The following is a 16,625-nucleotide window of genomic DNA, read 5'->3' on the forward strand; positions in this document are numbered from 1 at the left end:
CCCTTTACTATTAACATTATTAATAATACTTTTATTATGAAAAAAATTAGAATTCCTTCCTCGGTTCCTGTTAATGAAATATTTGAGGATTTTGAAAATAAATACGCAAAATATTTTGGTGAAGATATTTCAGCAACAGAACTGGCGAATATTAAAGATGCTGTACTCCTTCTGTTACATTTTTTACTTCCTTTAAGAATTGAAAAGGATGAAAAGACCGGATATTTTAAAATATTAAACAGTAGAATATTCAATGATCTCACCGGTAAGAAATTCAAAGTGGCAAAAGATATTCTTATGGATGAAACATTTCCGGTAATTGAATGTGATCATAAATATTATGAGGGAAAATCTTACGGTTACAAACTGATTGATGAATATTTTATGAAAGGCGGGTCCATCTTGTATGATTCATATGGTAAACTTATTACTAAATATTATAGAAATGTAGGTCAAAACCGAAACAAAATCTTTCCAAAATTAGATTTTTTACAAAGTAAACTCACTAAGAGGATCACCATCAACGGTAGTGCCTTAGATTTTCTTGATCACTTTTTCAAAAAATTTGATGATAGAATACGCCTCCTCAATAATGAAGAATTTGATATTTATCAGATAGAAAATAAACGTAAGATCATTGAGGTAGTATGGCGGAATGATTTAGGACTGATTTCTGACGGTATTTTTGGCGCAACTGAATCTGAATCCTGTCAAAGATTTTCTTCGGTTTTTACACGTTTAAAAAGAGAATTAAGACATTTTATTGAGATAGATGGTGAGGAGACTATTGAAATTGATTTAAAAAGTTCACAACCGTACTTTCTTAACAGGATACTTAATTCAGATTTTTATGATTCTACAGATAGTATCTCTTTAAAATCAATATTTCCTGAACTGTATAATGAATTGTTTAATACAAAGAAGATGGTGAAAATTGATAACAGTAACTTTAATTTTATTTTAGGTCATCCTTATCTATTAACTCTAAATAAATTTAATCTTTTAAGTAATACAGATGAATTACTATATAATAATATTATGAATGATAATAGGGTACAAGAAGTCTTTAATTATGAGATAAATGATAATTTTACAAACAGTATATATTATCCATTTAAATCTACAGATAACAATATTAAATATTATATATATTCTGATATAAGATTATTATATAATGCTGGTTCCCCACCCCTTTCATATATGTGTGGAAAAATTGAAGACATGACCGATATTAGGGAGTTTAAGAGCATGAATTTTCATATAGATTTTTACCAGCATCTTACGAACTATTTGGATTTGAGTATGACCCGGGAACAGATCAAAGAACGTTTTCAGTTATTTCTCAATAATTCAGGTGATCGGAATAAAGACTTTATCTCAAAATGTATGAGAAGATATTTTCCAAATGTCAACAGAATTGTTGAATTTTTTTTAAGGGTAAAATTTGAAGATCCGCAACTCCGGCTGAAATATAAGAATCCATTTTCTCTTTTACTTCAAAGAATTGAATCATACCATTTATTACAGGTTGGTGTTAAGAATTTCTGTGATCACTTTCCCAAAGAACCGGTGGTCACAATACATGATTCAGTGATTGTAAAAAAAAGTCATCAGAAGTATATGATAAAGTATCTTAAAGATGCAACTGAAAAGATTACTGGAATTCCGGTCAGATTTGATGTTAAAAACTCAGATCCTTTTGAAAGTGTTGATGACCTTATCAATCAATACTTAAACGATTGCCGAATTTAGTTACATCTAAACTGCAACCAATACAATTAATTAAAAAATAAAGAAATGAAAAACATATTAATTTTAGAAATAACGAAACAGGAATTGCTGCAAGAATTGAGGGATACTATTGTTAAGGAAATAAAACTGTTGTTAGAAGATACAGACCGTAATAAAAAAACACTTCTGACACGAAAAGAAGTATGTGAACTTCTTGATATTAGTGAATCAACTTTAAACAGATGGACTAAAGACGGACGGCTCGTAACTCATAATAAAGGAAACAGAGTTTACTATAAAAGGTCTGATGTTGAAGACTTTTAGAAAAAAAGGATGTCGTACTGTCACGACATCCTTTTTTTATACTTCTAAAAATTCGAGTTTTTTCAGTATTAAATCTTTTTGCTTTATTGCCCTCTCCAGCTGAGTATTCTGATCATATAATTCGACCATTGCCTGAGTTTTATGTCCGGTATTTGTCATTATTCCTTCATCACCTAAAATGTGCCGGAAATTTGTAACAAAAGATCTTCTGCAAATATGTGACGATATTAATTCCCATTTTTCGTAAGTATCTACTACTTTTCTGTTTCCCACCATTTTGCCTCCCACCAACTTTTCGTCCAAACCGGCTAACTGACAGACAGTTTTTATATAATCATTAAATTTCTGATCGGATATTTTTCTTGGAAATTGCCCGTTTCTTTTTGTAAGTATTTCTTTTACTTTCGGAATTAAAAATATAGTAATTTCATCATTTGTTTTCTTCTGAGTGAAAGTTAAAAAATCTTCCTGTACAATTTTTTCATGGTTAAAGTTTAAAAGGTCTGAAACTCGCTGTCCGGTAAAACATCCGATTAGTAACCAATCTCTGGCATTTTCCAGATAGTCGTACGGTAATGGAACTGATTCTATTTTTTTGAGTTCACTAAGTGTCAGTATAGGATGTTTATAAATTTTTGGTTTTACATAAAATGACCAATTGGCAACATCATCACTGACTTTATGTTTGTTTGATTTTGCAAACTTAATAAAAGTCTTTATGATTTTCAGTTCTTTTACGATTGTTACTTCTGCATATTTCTTTACTCCGCACCAGTTGGTAAATTTGTCTCTGAAATTATCGTCAATATCTCCAACTGTTAGACGTGGATTTATCTTGTCTAATTTACCTTTAATTACACGGAATTTACTAATTGAAGCTTCTGTAATAGGTTTATGTTTTCCGAGAGAAAACACACTTTTCTCTTCAATATATTTTTCAATAAGGTCAGAAATAAGTAATGAAGGTGCCGTCTTTTTTACTGATTTTTTTACCGGCGTACCACCATAATTTTTAGCAATGAAATCTTTAATTTTATCACTGTCAACCTGATAATTATTGTTTAAAATAAAACCGTTCAGAGAAACCTTAAATTCATTTAATTTGTTATTAAGGATGTCAATATTTCTGTTTAGTAGTTTTTCAATCTCATTTTTGGGATTTCTTTTTTTCAGACCATCATTGTAACACTCTCTTTCAGAATCCCAATGTTCTGCCATGATTGAAAAAGGTGTTGTAAGAACAATATCATCTTTTCTGCCTCTACGGTACCTGAAACTGATTTTTGTTTCTCCGGTTTTTTTTCTTAAATAAAATCTTATACTCATGTATGCCCTGTTTCAGGCTAATATCTGGCAAAAAAATGAATTTGCAATGGTTAGCTAAAGATTATCGTCGAGTTCATGAATCAATTTATCTACTGTCTGTTCTATTTTATCTTTTTTTAATTCACATTCCCATACTGTTATAACTTTCCATCCCCTTTGAAGTAGTAATTCAGTGTTTTTTTTGTCTCTTTTCTTGTTGCCGTTAATTTTGTCAGTCCAAAATTCGGTTCTTGTTTTCGGAATAACATAATATCTGCAATTTTCATGACCGTGCCAAAAACAGCCGTTTACAAAAACTACCGTGTTATATTTTTTTAATACAATATCCGGTTTCCCCGGTAAACTCTTATCGTTTATTCTATACCTGAAACCTTTAGAGAAAAGAAGTTTTCTCAGCATTATTTCCGGTTTGGTATTTGTTCCTTTTATCTGCTGCATATTAAATCTTCTCTGCTCCGGTGTGTGTCTGTCACTCATAATCATATAATTTACGGGTTCCCGTATCTACAAAGGGTAGAATAGAAGTAAATTTACAAAAAATGTATTTGAATAAGGATTATAGGTAATTTTACGGTATTTTATTTTACAGAAACATCGTAATTTTGTAGATTGTAAAAAATAATTAGTTAAACAATTATTGGTATTGTTTAAAGTTTAATAAAATGTCAAAACTAAAATTTATAGATTTATTTGCAGGTGCAGGTGGTCTCTCAGAAGGATTTGTGAGAGCGGGGTTTAAACCTGTTGCACACGTTGAAATGAATAAAGACGCATGTGATACTTTAAGAACACGAACTGCTTTTCATTGGTTGAAGGAAGAGGGGCGAATAAGTGAATACTATGATTATCTCCACGGAATTACAACAAGGAAAGAACTTTGGTCTAAAATCCCGGATCATCTTATAAAATCTGTAATTAATACAGAAATTTCAGAAAAAAGCTTACCCACGATATTTGAACACATTGATGAAGAGTTGGGCAGTAGTAAAGTTGATTTGGTAATTGGAGGTCCACCTTGCCAAGCATATTCTGTAGCCGGAAGAGTAAGAAAGGATATGACAGATGATCCAAGAAATCATCTTTACAAACATTATGTGGAATTTTTGAAAAAGTACCAGCCTAAAATGTTTGTCTTTGAAAACGTTCCGGGAATACTTTCTGCTAATAATGGCCACTATCTTCAGTTAATTTTTGATGCAGTAAGAGAAGCAGGTTACGAACTTGATAAAAAAGTGTTGAATGCACAGGATTTTGGTGTGTTGCAAGATAGAAAGAGGGTAATCATTATAGGTTGGAAAAATAATTTAGAAATAGAATATCCACAGTTTTACAAAGTTGAACAGAGATTTGAAGTAGCAAAACATCTTTTTTCTGATCTCCCAAAAATTAAAAGTGGTCAGGGTGAGTGGGGAGTTTCTCCATATATTCAAGATACTAACGATTATTTAAAGGCTTCCGGTATAAGAAACGGTATTGAATTTACTACACAGCATATTTCCAGATTCAATAATGAAAATGATCTTGAAATATATAGAATTGCTGTTGATAAGTGGGTAAATGAAGGTAAGCGTTTAAACTATGCTGAACTTCCTCCAAGACTAATCAAACATAATAATACTAAAACATTTACCAACCGTTTTCAGGTTGTAAATCATAAAGGTGTTTCTCATACTGTTGTTGCACATATATGTGCAGATGGACATTATTATATACATCCAGATATTATTCAGAACCGTTCTATAACGGTTAGAGAGGCAGCAAGAATTCAATCCTTTCCCGATGACTATTTCTTTGAGTCAAATAGAACAGCAGCTTATAAACAGATCGGAAATGCTGTACCGGTATTAATGGCAGAAGGAATAGCAAAAGAAATTAAGACTTTAAAAAATGTTTTTAATGTGGAATAAAAAATAAGCTGATTTTCATTAAAACAATAACCAAAACTCATCTTGAAAAAAATATGAACAAACCTATTGATAAGGGTCTACACTTATGCCGTCCGAATCCGCAGTATTTGATTAAATCAATAGCTGAACAAGGATATTCACTTGAAACAGCTTTTGCTGATTTAATAGATAACTCTATCAGTGCTGAAGCTAATAACATTGAAATACTGACAGATACTACTAGCGGTTTTATGGTCTTCATTACAGATAATGGTACAGGAATGACAAAGGAACAGCTTATCGATTCATTGTCTATCCCAAGCTCTGATTTAGATAATGAAAGAGAGGTAAAAGATCTCGGTCGTTTCGGACTTGGTCTTAAAACCGCATCTTTTTCTCAAACCCGAAACCTTACAGTACTTTCCAAAAAAGAAGGAGATAATAAATACAGTGGTTTTGCATGGGATGTCGAATATCTGAAAAAAACAGAGGATTGGACACTTAAAGTTCTCACAGATGATGAAATTAATATTTTGCTCAGGACCTATCATGCTTCATCAGACACACATCTTAATAAATTTGAAAACTATCTGCCAAGTACTTTGGTGATTTGGCAGGGACTTTTCAAATATGAAAATTATTTGCAGGAGCAAAATAAGATAAAGGCTTTAAATTCTGACCTTTCCGACAATGTTGAGGAATATCTTTCAATTTCTTTTCACAGGTTTATTTCACGTGGTTTAAAGATCAGACTTAATAATAAAATTTTAAATGAATTTGATCCATTTCCCGAGGTGGAGTCAATTATAAGACTACCAAAAAGAGTTGGAAACATTAGTAATTCATCCATAAAATTTGAAGGTTTCGTTATTCCCTATGAGGCTATAAAGGAATCGAAGGAACATTTCAACAGATGGACAACTCCGAAGAAAAGTTTAATGGATATGGAAGGCTTATACATCTACAGAGGAGACAGACTGATATCATATGGCGGTTGGCATGGGATTATAAAAAGATCCGGTAAAATGCAGCTGGGAAGAATGAAAATTGATATTGGAAATGATTTGGATAATGTCCTCAAACTGAATGTTGCAAAATCTCAGATTGAAATTCCTTTTGAGTTAAAATCTGAATTTTACAGGAGCTTGGAAGACCTCAAAGAAAATGCTCAGAAAGAATTTTATAATGTTGGTCTGAAAGAAATAAAAAATACTTCCAAAGAAGATAAGGACAAGGAATTATTCAGAAAAGTTTACACTAACAAAGGGTCTTTGATTTATCTAAACTATTCCAATCCACTGCTAAACTTCTTATATGAATCGTTTGACGATGACCAGCGGAAAATTTTTAAAGTTCTTACAAAAAATATTAACGCTGTCTTCAATAAGAACAGACAGTTTGATTCTGATACAATCATAAATGAAGACAATGATTCTGTCAATCTTGATGAAATTGAAACTGCGATTGCGAAGTTAAGAGAGTTGGGAATTGACGAAGACAGTATCAGGAAAACATACATCTCCAACATCGTTTCAAAAAAAGATATTAACCACATTTTATAATTCTCATGGACCGTAAACACATTGATATATTAAAGCTATTACTTAACAAACATTCTAAAGATCTTGATTTTATCGAAGTTCACTCTGAAATCTTTTCACAAAAAGTTTTAGATGATTTCAAGATTATGTTGTCGGTATATGGAACGGTAATGTCACCGGAAGACGAAACTAAATATTTCGATTTATCACTTAATGAATTTTTGCATGAAAATCCTATAACTGTCAATCTCTCTCAAAGTTTGGTAAAAAAAAGAAAACATTGGCTAACCGAAGAGAGGAAAGTAAAGGCAGGATGGGTTAATGACTCAAATCCTTTAGCTTCCTACCGTACCAGATATCTTGAATATCTGCGTAAGATCGGCAGAGCTGACAAAGTTGTTGATGAAGTAGCACTGTCATCTTTGTCTATTTTGGAAAAGATTGAAGATCCGTTAGTTCACCACCCTTTTCAAAAGAAAGGTCTTGTTGTGGGTAGTGTGCAGTCCGGAAAAACAGGAAACTTCAATGCGGTGATCAACAGTAGTATTGATTTAGGATATAGACTGATATTGGTTCTTTCTGGTGGTATGGAAGACCTTAGGAAACAGACACAGGAAAGAATTCAGAAAGAGGTTGAAGGCAGAGAAATAAAGCAGGGTGTTTGGAACGGAGTGGGTAACATTGCAAAGTTTGGTACTCAACATATAAATAAAGAACAGATAATTATTCCAACTTCATTTGAGAAGGATTTTAATTTGGGATTGACAAATGCAGATTTTGCACTTGATAAGATAAATGTTCTTGTATGCAAAAAAAACACCTCAATATTAAAAAACATACTTATATGGCTGAAGCGATTTGCAACAAAAGAGGTTATTGATAATATACCGTTACTAATTATTGACGATGAGGCTGATAACGCCTCACTGAATAACTTAGGACATAAAGGTAAAGAAGAAGCAACAAAAATAAACTTACAGATAAGATGTATTTTAAGTCTTTTTTCAAAAAGCAGTTATATAGGATACACAGCAACTCCGTTTGCTAATATTTTACAGGACAGAAATTCTAAACCGGAAAACAGTTATAAAATCATAGATAGGGGTGAAGAATATAATTTTTCCCCTATTGGTAATCTTTTTCCTGAGGATTTTATTGAGTTACTCAGTCCACCGAGTAATTATGTTGGGCCAAAGAATTTCTTTGAAACGAAAATTTCTGAAATAAAAAAGATTCCGTCACTAATAACGGTTATAAATGATTGGTACAATGAGTTTCCTTACCGTGTAAGGAAAGATGACCCTGATATACCTTATACAAAGACAGTTGAAGAATTGTCTGTGGAATTAGGATCTGATATGCTCGCCCGTAAAGAAATCCGTATAGATTCGAGAGCAGCAACAAAATATGATAATTTTCCCAAAGATTTACCTGAATCTCTTAAAGATGCAGTTAAATGCTTTATCATTTCGTGTGCAGTCAGATTGAAAAGAAAGCCAAGCATGAAGGACTCTGTCCTTTTTCAAAAGCATAATTCAATGCTGATTCATATTTCAAGATTTACATTCTGGCAAAACAAAACGACAGAATTGCTAGAGACTTATTTTGACAAATTGAAAAAAGCACTCAATAATGATCCTGTTAATTCAACGGTTTACAATGATCTAAGGAGGGTCTGGAACAAATATTATATCGAAAGTATTGAACAGGGCATTGTCAAAGATTATCTGCCAGAAGGGTATACAGATGAATTTATGACTCCGGTTAATTTTGATGGTGTTCTGAACCACCTGATCGCTGCAGTAAATGGTATTGAGATTGTATGCGCCAACAGTGAATCTAAATTCACCTTGGATTACTCTAATGAAGCAAAACAGTACATAGTTGTTGGTGGTAACAGACTTTCAAGAGGTTTTACATTGGAAGGACTTACTGTCAATTACTTTGTTCGCGATACAAATTATGCGGATTCACTTCTTCAAATGGGAAGATGGTTTGGATACAGACCAGGTTACTTAGACTGCTGCAAATTATTCACAACAAGTGATACGATTGAAAGTTTTGATTTCAGTACCGGAGTTGTTGAAGATATCGAGGCGCAATTCAGTAAAATGTCATCAAAAGACCGCACACCGGCAGAGTTTGCCATCAAAGTAATGAATGATCCTGATGTTATTAAAATTACACGCCCGTCAATACTTAAAAATGCACAGACAATAAGATGGTCTTATTCAGATAAATTAGATCAGACTACAAAGTTTCAAATAGATAAAATACGAATAGAAAATGCTTGGTCAAATTTTTTAGATTATTTTAAAGCTAAAAATTATTTGAATTTTGGCAAACAAGATAAGCCGACAATAAAATATTTTGATTCAGATGTCGAAGAAATCTGTTCTATACTGTCAATGTCTAATTCGTTTGCTAATCCAAACCATTATAATCCTTTAATTTCTTTTATAAAAGATGTTAATAAAGAAAAAGGATATTTAAGTAAGTGGTCGGTTGGGATTAAGATTACAGGTAATGGACAAAGACAATTCGTCGAAGAATTGTTAGGATTTAATATTGATCCGGCAGTACGTAACATTAAGCAAAGTAAAATAGATGATACAATCAATAAAAATACTTTTATTGCATCAGGAGACTCATCAAATATTATAACAGCGGGTTCTGATTTTGCATTTGCGATAACGGAAGAACTACGGTTAGCAGCAGAGGAAAAATTTAGAAATGATAATGAAGATAGAAAGACATATCCTGAAAAAATCTATAGAAACAGTTTGGATAAAACTCATGGAGTTTTAATAATCTATCCAATTGATATAAAAACCTTAGTTGAAAAAAAAGAACTTGAGAATTATTTCCTTTCGAAAGGTATAACTGAAAATACTCCTCCGTTCTTAGGTTTTGCCGTAGGAATTCCAGACTTAGGAGACGATTTTGAAAAAGATTATTTTGTTCAGAAAGGATTCTTGGATGAACATGGAAATATTATTAAAGACTTTGTTGTAGATGAATCATCAGAAGACACAGAAGATACCGGAACCGATGACGCTCAATTCGACGATGAATATACTGAAATGATCCATGAATAACATAGTAAAATTCATAAACGACTTTTGGATCTCAAACGAATCAGGGGATAAAAAAGTTACAGGTATGTTGCAGAAATTGTCAAGTGATAGTTTGGCAGATGTGTACATCGGTTTCAGTGAAGTTGGTAACAGATGTCTATTTCTAAAGGCTGATGTAAGTGGTGTCGTCTCTGCACAAAATGAGAAGACCAATATATCATTAATTATTGACAGAGTAAATAGTCTTGTATATATTGAACTTAACGATATCTATTTTGGAGAGGTCTTTAATGATTTAATTGTTTCAATCTTCAGTCATATCAAAGATATGCAGTCATACCAAAGTGTTCAGCAGTTTGTTGTACTTTTTACAAAATGGAATGAACTTTTTAAATCCAGAATATCAAAAAAGCTTCTGTCAGAGCGGGAACTGTATGGTCTGTTAGGTGAACTTTTTCATCTGAAAAAATTTTTGAATAATTGTAATGATGCAAATGACATTAACTACACTCTTGATTCTTGGAGTGGTCCGGATGGAAAGGCAAATGACTTTATATTTGCAGATATAAACCATGAGGTTAAAACAATAGAAGCGACCAAAGATTTTGTTGATATTTCAAGTGAGTATCAGCTAAACTGCATTGAAAAACCTGTATTACTTGTTGTTTACAAATCTATGAGATCTAATGAAGGTTTTTCCCTGTCACAAATCATAGATGAAATACGGATCATAATTGACCGTAATTACGGTGACGTCGAAAGGTTGCTTCACAAGCTCAATATGTTCAATATAGATTTTAAAAACAAAAATGTTTACGAAGATATCAAGATTGAAATTTCCAAATCCTTTTTCTATAACACAGACCATGAAGATTTCCCAAAGATTACTCCGGGAAATCTGATTCAAGGGATAAATTACGTAAAATATAGAATTAATCTGAGTTCCATCAAGAATTTTACAACACAAATATGAACACCTACGAACTGAAAAAATATAGAGGTCAGCTTTTCTCTGATCTTTCAGAAGACAATTCTGTCACAGAAAATGATTTTATAGACTATTCGCTGGATATTTTACTTGATTCTAAACTGATCGACAACAAATCAAATAATGACAGCTATATAAGTTCATTTAATGAATCGCTGGGGAATAAGACATATTTTAAAATCAATTCTTATATCAGAAGTGAAACAGGTGAGCGGCTTCAAATTTTTATAGTTGATGAAGACGGTCTGTTTTTTTCAGATGATGAATCTTTACAGTCTACTCAGGAATATTACAACAGTAGATTTAAGCTGTGTGAAAACTTCATAAATCTTGCCTTTAAGAAGAAGCTGAATAATATTTCAGACCAAGGTCAGATCAATGCGCTTCTAAATTATATGGGTTCGTCCGATGGAATGCATGAAATCGATGCTATAGATATATTTTTGGTATCACCAACAATCACATATCAAAAGTTGGGAAGTGGGGAAAATCTTAAAGATTTTGATTTTAAAGATTCTAAAGTTACCTTGAATTTTTCGAGACTGAAAGAAGGTCATAAAAATGAATACGAACAGTTTTCCAAGGAAATAGAAATATACAAACATCTTATCAATCTAAATTACCTTTATAATAATTATCTGATGGCAGGTAACAGAAGCTCATTGGTGATAGACTTTAAAGAATTAGATTTCCCCGGTATAAGATTAACAGAAGCCGTAAATGAGGAGAAATTTGAGTCTTTTATAACGGTGTTTCCTGCGACTTTACTCACAAAACTTTATCAGAAGTACAGTTTCAGACTTTTAGAGAAGAATGTCCGGTCGTTCCTGCAATTTAAAGGACCTAACAAAGGGATGAGAGAGACTCTGCAAAAAGAACCTGAGAAGTTTATTGCTTACAACAATGGTCTGACTGTTACGGCTACAGGAAAAACTTTTGACGAGAATGGTTTTTTAGACACTTTAACGGACTTTCAGATTGTAAATGGTGGTCAGACCACTGCTTCTATTTATTTTTCAAAAAAGGACGGCATTGACATCTCTAAAGTTTTTGTAACAGCTAAAATAAATATTGCGAAAAATTCAACCGAAGACGAGCTTGATGATCTGATTTCTAACATCAGTAAATATTCGAATTCACAGACAAAAGTTTCAATAGTTGATTTAAGATCAAGAAATTCTCAGCTAGGACGAATTAAGAATCTTTCAGAAAGTGTAATGACACCTACCTCAAAAAAATGGTTTTTCGAGAAATCAAGAGGAGAATTCAATACATTACTGCGAATGTCATCTAACAAAAACAGTATTGAGAAACAGTACCCGAGAGACAAACGGCTTTCAAAAGAACAGTTGGGTAAATACTATTCTGCTTGGGGAAATAGTCCTTATCTGATTAAGAAAGGTGGTGAAGCGGTATTCAGAATATTTATTGAAGATATAGATTCAAAAGAAATAACAAGAAACTTTTTTGAAGATCTTATCGGTAGAGTGATCTTTTTCAAAGTATTGGAAGATATTCACGGTACAAGGGACAAAGCAATATCCCAGATCAGATCAGCGATAATTCCATATACAATTTCTGTAATTCATCATTACACCGATAATTCGAAAGGTGATGACTTTAATTTTTTCAAAATTTGGAAAGATGAAGGTCTCACAGAATCTGCACATGACTATTTTTATGACTTGATGAAACTTATTTTACGGGTCATAAAAGATAATGCAACGAGTGATGATTTGTCTGAGAACTCAAAGAAGGAAGATTTGTGGAAAAGTGTTATAGGAAGTAAGGAAATTCAGGATTATATGATTTCATCAAATTCCCAAACATTACTGAAAGAATATTCTATTAAAAAATCCGACAAAAAGAAGTTACTGTCAGCAAGAAATAATGCAAAACCGGTAAGTTTTGAATCACTGAAAAATGCTTCTGTACTCTTTGATAAAGGTGAAACTTTTTTTAAAAGGATACAAATGGAGTTCTACGATTCTCTCAGCAAAGCGGACAACTACAAAATTGATGCGATAATCGCTTCAATAAAATCAATCAGGTTTGCAGATGCGGTTCCGCTCAATGATAAAACCGTTCAGGATTTTGAAAAAATTAAAGACAGACTGATAGCAATTGATCCTGAAAAATTTGATAATATTTTATCAGAGTTTTCAGAAACAGACTATTCAAAAGGAGTTGAATGGGTAATAAAAAAATATAACGAAGTGATGAACGGTGATGGAGATTTTTACACCTATTTTAAAGGAATTGCTGATATAGCAGCTTCTAAAGATGTTAAATTTACTTCAAATTTTAAAGAAATATCTGATTTACTAAGTAAAAATAATCCACCCTCATTAAAAAACATTTATTACTTAAATTTCTACCTAAATTCTTTGTAATCTTTAAATATATCAGTTGTTGGTTTAGTACAAAACTAAATCAAAATAGCTTAAAGGTTCCGGGATTTACACAGAAAATGTCATTGCTACCACTGTTGCTACCATCTAATTGACATCTATTGAAATTAAGTGAAATCAACATTATATAAAAAACCCTTTACATCATTGATATAAAGGGTTTTTAGTTGACAAAAGGTTTCATAACCTTTCATCTCAGTGGAGTTGGAGGGATTCGAACCCTCGTCCAAACAAGCAATACATAAGCTTTCTACATGCTTATTCTACCATTGATTTTCGACTGGAGGCAGAGGGCAGACACCCAACTTCCAGCTTATCCTCTGAAATTTTCGAGTTTCAGCCAAAGCATCTGAAACCTTATTCCTGCATTCCTATATCCCAGGATCAAACGCCGCAGAACAGAGCATTTGTGGGATATCTTGCTTCCTTACTATCTTCGGGAAAACGCTTGATCTACTATACTTCGATATTAAGCTGCAAGAGCGAACTCTTCGTTGCCAGTTAAAATTTTGTAGCAAGGGATTAAAGAGATCGCGCTACGGTTCTCTGCATGCTTACTTACCCATTGATCTTGCTGTCGAAACCAGTCAACCCCATGAATAAAGTAGATGCAAAGATAATACTTTTTGTTTACATTTTATTAATATCGGTATTTTAATAAGGGAAATGAATGATTTTAAAGCTGTCAGGATCTGAATATTTGGTTATTGTGGATAAAATATTATCATGTGTTAATGACCATTAATAAAGGATTTTTCTGAAAATTCCAGATAGAATATTGATTGTTTATGGCAATATATTTTGTGTTGTAAGAAAAATTGCCTAGTTTTGCAATCCAAAATGAGATGTAAAATATGTTAATAATTCCAGTAAAAGATGGTGAATCCATCGACAGAGCTTTAAAAAAATATAAAAGAAAATTTGATAAAACGGGTACAGTTCGTCAATTAAGAGCTAGACAGCAGTTTATTAAGCCTTCTGTAACTTTAAGACAAGCTAGACTAAAGGCCGCTTACAAACAAAGAGGTCTTAGCAAGGAAGAGCAGGCTTAAGATTTTCTTAACCACATACTAAATTCACTTCTTAAATACGTATATTTGAGAGGTGAATTTTTGTTTTTATGCCTTAAGCAATGTTAGAAAAGTATTTACAATATTTACAGCTCGAAAAGAGGTATTCACCTCACACCATTACAAGCTACAGGAAAGATCTTGAAGATTTTTCCCATTTCTATCTTAAAACAGAAGCTTCCGGAGATATTTCCAAAGCAGATAAAAAAATAATCAGGAATTTTATCGTTGAATTGAGTGAAAATAATATTTCAAAAAGAAGTATTAATAGAAAATTATCATCACTCCGAAGTTTTTACCTTTTTCTTTTAAAAATTGGTGAAATTAAAGTTTCCCCAACTGAAAGCATACCTTCACTTAAGTTTTATGCTGAAAAACAGATTCCTATATCACAGAAAGAGATGCAGACGCTGAGTGATCGTGTTCTGGCAGATCAGCCTGATATCCTTGAAAAATGTATTATTGAAGTCCTGTACCAGACCGGGATGCGTAAAGCCGAACTTTGTGGCCTGATGTTTGAGGATGTTAATATGAATGGAAATGAGCTTAAGGTAATAGGTAAAGGAAACAAAGAACGTTTTATTCCTGTCTCCCACGACCTGTCAGATCTGTTAAGAAGTTATCTGGAAATAAGGAAACCTGACAGCGAACATCAATCATATTTTTTTGTCAATCAAAAGGGCAAAAAACTCAATGAAAAATTTGTTTATGTGGTAGTTAATAAGTACCTTAGTCTTGTAACAACGAAAGAAAAAAGAAGTCCTCACATCCTGCGGCATAGCTTTGCTACACACGTTTTGGATAATGGGGCGGAGATCTCCAAAGTAAAAAAAATATTAGGGCATTCCAGTCTTGCCAGTACTCAAGTCTATACGAATGCCAATATTGAACAATTGAAAAAAGTGTTTAATCAGGCTCATCCTCGAGCGTCTAAAAAAGAAGAATTATGAAGATCACAGTTCAATCAATTGGTTTAACTCCACACGAACCATTGGAATCACACATTGACAAAAAAGTAAGCAAATTGGAAACCTTTTATGATAAAATTCATGAATGTAAGGTGTTCTTAAAAGTTGAAAATAACTCAGACAAAAGTAACAAAACTGCTGAACTTATTTTAGCTGTTCCGGGAGATGATATTGTAGTGAAAAAGACATCTGAAAGTTTTGAAGAAAGTTTGGACCTATGTGTTGATACCGCTAAAAAGCTATTAATCAAGAAAAAAGAAATGGCGTAGTAAAAAAAGTTAAAAATAATTATAGAAAAGTTTGAGAATTCAAAAAATCCGTTCTATATTTGCACTCGCAAAAAGGGAACAGCGATCTTTTGAATTCTTTTTTTATATTTGCCTCCATAGCTCAGTTGGCCAGAGCACGTGATTTGTAATCTCGGGGTCGTGGGTTCGAATCCCTCTGGAGGCTCTTTTTAATATAAACATGAGGGGAGATTCCAGAGTGGCTAAATGGGACTGACTGTAACTCAGTTGCTTCGGCTTCGTAGGTTCGAATCCTGCTCTCCCCACATTTTATATTAGATAAAAACTTGTGTATCTAAAGGATTTTTCCTAAGTTTGCACAGCGTTACCAATAATTTTGGAAACAAAATTGCGGAAGTAGCTCAGTTGGTAGAGCGTCAGCCTTCCAAGCTGAATGTCGCGGGTTCGACCCCCGTCTTCCGCTCAAAATAGATCACTCTTTTAGAGGGTGATTTTTTTTTCACTGCTGAAAAAGCGTAGAGTAGATTTTCTCTAAAGCGTTCAGACCAAATTTAAAATTGCCTCCATAGCTCAGTTGGCCAGAGCACGTGATTTGTAATCTCGGGGTCGTGGGTTCGAATCCCTCTGGAGGCTCAATTTTAATATAAACATGAGGGGAGATTCCAGAGTGGCTAAATGGGACTGACTGTAACTCAGTTGCTTCGGCTTCGTAGGTTCGAATCCTGCTCTCCCCACATTTTATATTAAGAAAAAGTCTTGCAGATTTAAAAGGATTTTCCTAAATTTGCACAGCGTTACCAATAATTTTGGAAACAAAATTGCGGAAGTAGCTCAGTTGGTAGAGCGTCAGCCTTCCAAGCTGAATGTCGCGGGTTCGACCCCCGTCTTCCGCTCAAAGAAAATCATGCTAATTAGTGTGATTTTTTTGCTTCAATGCCGACTTAGCTCAGCGGTAGAGTGCTTCCTTGGTAAGGAAGAGGTCACGGGTTCAAGTCCCGTAGCCGGCTCTAAGCGAAAGCCTTTCCCACAACGGGTTTTCGACTTTTTACAAGACC

General features: G+C 33.1%; 12 protein-coding genes, 7 tRNA genes and 1 other RNA gene. 17 read left to right on the forward strand and 3 right to left on the reverse strand.

Translation table 11 applies throughout. The features are described from left to right. Positions 1-36: 36 nt before the first annotated feature. Positions 37-1,752 carry a hypothetical protein gene (locus BUB03_RS21055; RefSeq protein ID WP_073066851.1) on the forward strand — a complete coding sequence of 572 codons (1,716 nt, stop codon included), beginning with the start codon at positions 37-39 and terminating at the stop codon, positions 1,750-1,752. A 45-nt stretch (positions 1,753-1,797) separates the two neighbouring features. Next, entirely contained in the window at positions 1,798-2,055 is a 258-nt protein-coding gene (locus BUB03_RS21060; protein WP_073066854.1) for a helix-turn-helix domain-containing protein, read from the forward strand. Between the two features lie 36 nt (positions 2,056-2,091). Here the strand turns inward: BUB03_RS21060 and BUB03_RS21065 are convergent, their stop codons facing one another. Further along, a complete protein-coding gene (locus tag BUB03_RS21065; protein ID WP_073066855.1) occupies positions 2,092-3,381 on the reverse strand; it encodes a phage integrase SAM-like domain-containing protein in 1,290 nt (429 codons plus the stop codon). Between the two features lie 54 nt (positions 3,382-3,435). Continuing rightward, positions 3,436-3,858, reverse strand: a complete 423-nt coding sequence (locus BUB03_RS21070; protein WP_073066881.1) for a very short patch repair endonuclease — start codon at positions 3,856-3,858, stop codon at positions 3,436-3,438. Between the two features lie 185 nt (positions 3,859-4,043). Here BUB03_RS21070 and BUB03_RS21075 point away from each other — a divergent pair, with 185 nt between their 5' ends. From BUB03_RS21075 to BUB03_RS21095, 5 genes are all read left to right on the forward strand, one after another. Then, positions 4,044-5,288, forward strand: coding sequence for a DNA cytosine methyltransferase (locus BUB03_RS21075; protein ID WP_073066858.1), 1,245 nt, complete (start codon positions 4,044-4,046; stop codon positions 5,286-5,288). Positions 5,289-5,341: 53 nt separating this feature from the next. Beyond that, positions 5,342-6,829: an ATP-binding protein gene (locus tag BUB03_RS21080; RefSeq protein ID WP_073066861.1), complete on the forward strand. Its 1,488-nt coding sequence runs from the start codon at positions 5,342-5,344 to the stop codon at positions 6,827-6,829. Between the two features lie 5 nt (positions 6,830-6,834). Then, positions 6,835-9,906 (forward strand): Z1 domain-containing protein, encoded by a 3,072-nt coding sequence (locus BUB03_RS21085; protein ID WP_073066864.1) that lies wholly within the window; start codon positions 6,835-6,837, stop codon positions 9,904-9,906. Positions 9,907-9,970: 64 nt separating this feature from the next. Further along, positions 9,971-10,858: a PD-(D/E)XK motif protein gene (locus BUB03_RS21090; RefSeq protein ID WP_175547529.1), complete on the forward strand. Its 888-nt coding sequence runs from the start codon at positions 9,971-9,973 to the stop codon at positions 10,856-10,858. Next, on the forward strand, positions 10,855-13,266 hold the full coding sequence (locus tag BUB03_RS21095) for an AIPR family protein (RefSeq protein WP_073066868.1): 2,412 nt from the start codon (positions 10,855-10,857) through the stop codon (positions 13,264-13,266). The genes BUB03_RS21090 and BUB03_RS21095 overlap by 4 nt, the downstream gene beginning before the upstream one ends. Before the next feature lie 214 nt (positions 13,267-13,480). Here BUB03_RS21095 and ssrA read toward each other — a convergent pair. Continuing rightward, positions 13,481-13,879: a transfer-messenger RNA gene (gene ssrA / locus BUB03_RS21100) on the reverse strand. Between the two features lie 259 nt (positions 13,880-14,138). Between ssrA and rpsU the strand changes: the two genes are divergently transcribed. The 10 genes from rpsU (at position 14,139) to BUB03_RS21150 (ending at position 16,577) form a co-directional block, all read left to right on the forward strand. Further along, positions 14,139-14,336, forward strand: coding sequence for a 30S ribosomal protein S21 (rpsU, locus tag BUB03_RS21105; protein ID WP_034679125.1), 198 nt, complete (start codon positions 14,139-14,141; stop codon positions 14,334-14,336). 80 nt (positions 14,337-14,416) lie between these two features. After that, positions 14,417-15,304 (forward strand): tyrosine-type recombinase/integrase, encoded by an 888-nt coding sequence (locus tag BUB03_RS21110; RefSeq protein WP_073066870.1) that lies wholly within the window; start codon positions 14,417-14,419, stop codon positions 15,302-15,304. After that, on the forward strand, positions 15,301-15,591 hold the full coding sequence (locus BUB03_RS21115) for an HPF/RaiA family ribosome-associated protein (protein ID WP_040997429.1): 291 nt from the start codon (positions 15,301-15,303) through the stop codon (positions 15,589-15,591). The genes BUB03_RS21110 and BUB03_RS21115 overlap by 4 nt, the downstream gene beginning before the upstream one ends. A 110-nt stretch (positions 15,592-15,701) precedes the next feature. Next, positions 15,702-15,775: transfer RNA gene (locus tag BUB03_RS21120), tRNA-Thr, on the forward strand. A 19-nt stretch (positions 15,776-15,794) separates the two neighbouring features. Beyond that, a tRNA-Tyr gene (locus BUB03_RS21125) sits at positions 15,795-15,875 on the forward strand. A gap of 85 nt (positions 15,876-15,960) precedes the next feature. Continuing rightward, a tRNA-Gly gene (locus tag BUB03_RS21130) sits at positions 15,961-16,033 on the forward strand. A 96-nt stretch (positions 16,034-16,129) separates the two neighbouring features. Beyond that, positions 16,130-16,203, forward strand: a tRNA-Thr gene (locus BUB03_RS21135). A gap of 20 nt (positions 16,204-16,223) precedes the next feature. Continuing rightward, a tRNA-Tyr gene (locus BUB03_RS21140) sits at positions 16,224-16,304 on the forward strand. A gap of 86 nt (positions 16,305-16,390) precedes the next feature. Next, positions 16,391-16,463 (forward strand) — tRNA-Gly (locus tag BUB03_RS21145). Positions 16,464-16,505: 42 nt separating this feature from the next. Further along, positions 16,506-16,577, forward strand: a tRNA-Thr gene (locus tag BUB03_RS21150). The last annotated feature ends 48 nt before the right edge of the window (positions 16,578-16,625 follow it).

This window comes from Chryseobacterium oranimense, assembly GCF_900129755.1.
Taxonomy (GTDB): domain Bacteria; phylum Bacteroidota; class Bacteroidia; order Flavobacteriales; family Weeksellaceae; genus Chryseobacterium; species Chryseobacterium oranimense.

Coding starts and splice junctions, on each gene's coding strand:
- BUB03_RS21055 (WP_073066851.1), top strand. CDS start 37: ATGAAAAAAATTAGAATTCCTTCCTCGGTTCCTGTTAATGAAATATTT.
- BUB03_RS21060 (WP_073066854.1), top strand. CDS start 1,798: ATGAAAAACATATTAATTTTAGAAATAACGAAACAGGAATTGCTGCAA.
- BUB03_RS21065 (WP_073066855.1), bottom strand. CDS start 3,381: ATGAGTATAAGATTTTATTTAAGAAAAAAAACCGGAGAAACAAAAATC.
- BUB03_RS21070 (WP_073066881.1), bottom strand. CDS start 3,858: ATGAGTGACAGACACACACCGGAGCAGAGAAGATTTAATATGCAGCAG.
- BUB03_RS21075 (WP_073066858.1), top strand. CDS start 4,044: ATGTCAAAACTAAAATTTATAGATTTATTTGCAGGTGCAGGTGGTCTC.
- BUB03_RS21080 (WP_073066861.1), top strand. CDS start 5,342: ATGAACAAACCTATTGATAAGGGTCTACACTTATGCCGTCCGAATCCG.
- BUB03_RS21085 (WP_073066864.1), top strand. CDS start 6,835: ATGGACCGTAAACACATTGATATATTAAAGCTATTACTTAACAAACAT.
- BUB03_RS21090 (WP_175547529.1), top strand. CDS start 9,971: ATGTTGCAGAAATTGTCAAGTGATAGTTTGGCAGATGTGTACATCGGT.
- BUB03_RS21095 (WP_073066868.1), top strand. CDS start 10,855: ATGAACACCTACGAACTGAAAAAATATAGAGGTCAGCTTTTCTCTGAT.
- rpsU (WP_034679125.1), top strand. CDS start 14,139: ATGTTAATAATTCCAGTAAAAGATGGTGAATCCATCGACAGAGCTTTA.
- BUB03_RS21110 (WP_073066870.1), top strand. CDS start 14,417: ATGTTAGAAAAGTATTTACAATATTTACAGCTCGAAAAGAGGTATTCA.
- BUB03_RS21115 (WP_040997429.1), top strand. CDS start 15,301: ATGAAGATCACAGTTCAATCAATTGGTTTAACTCCACACGAACCATTG.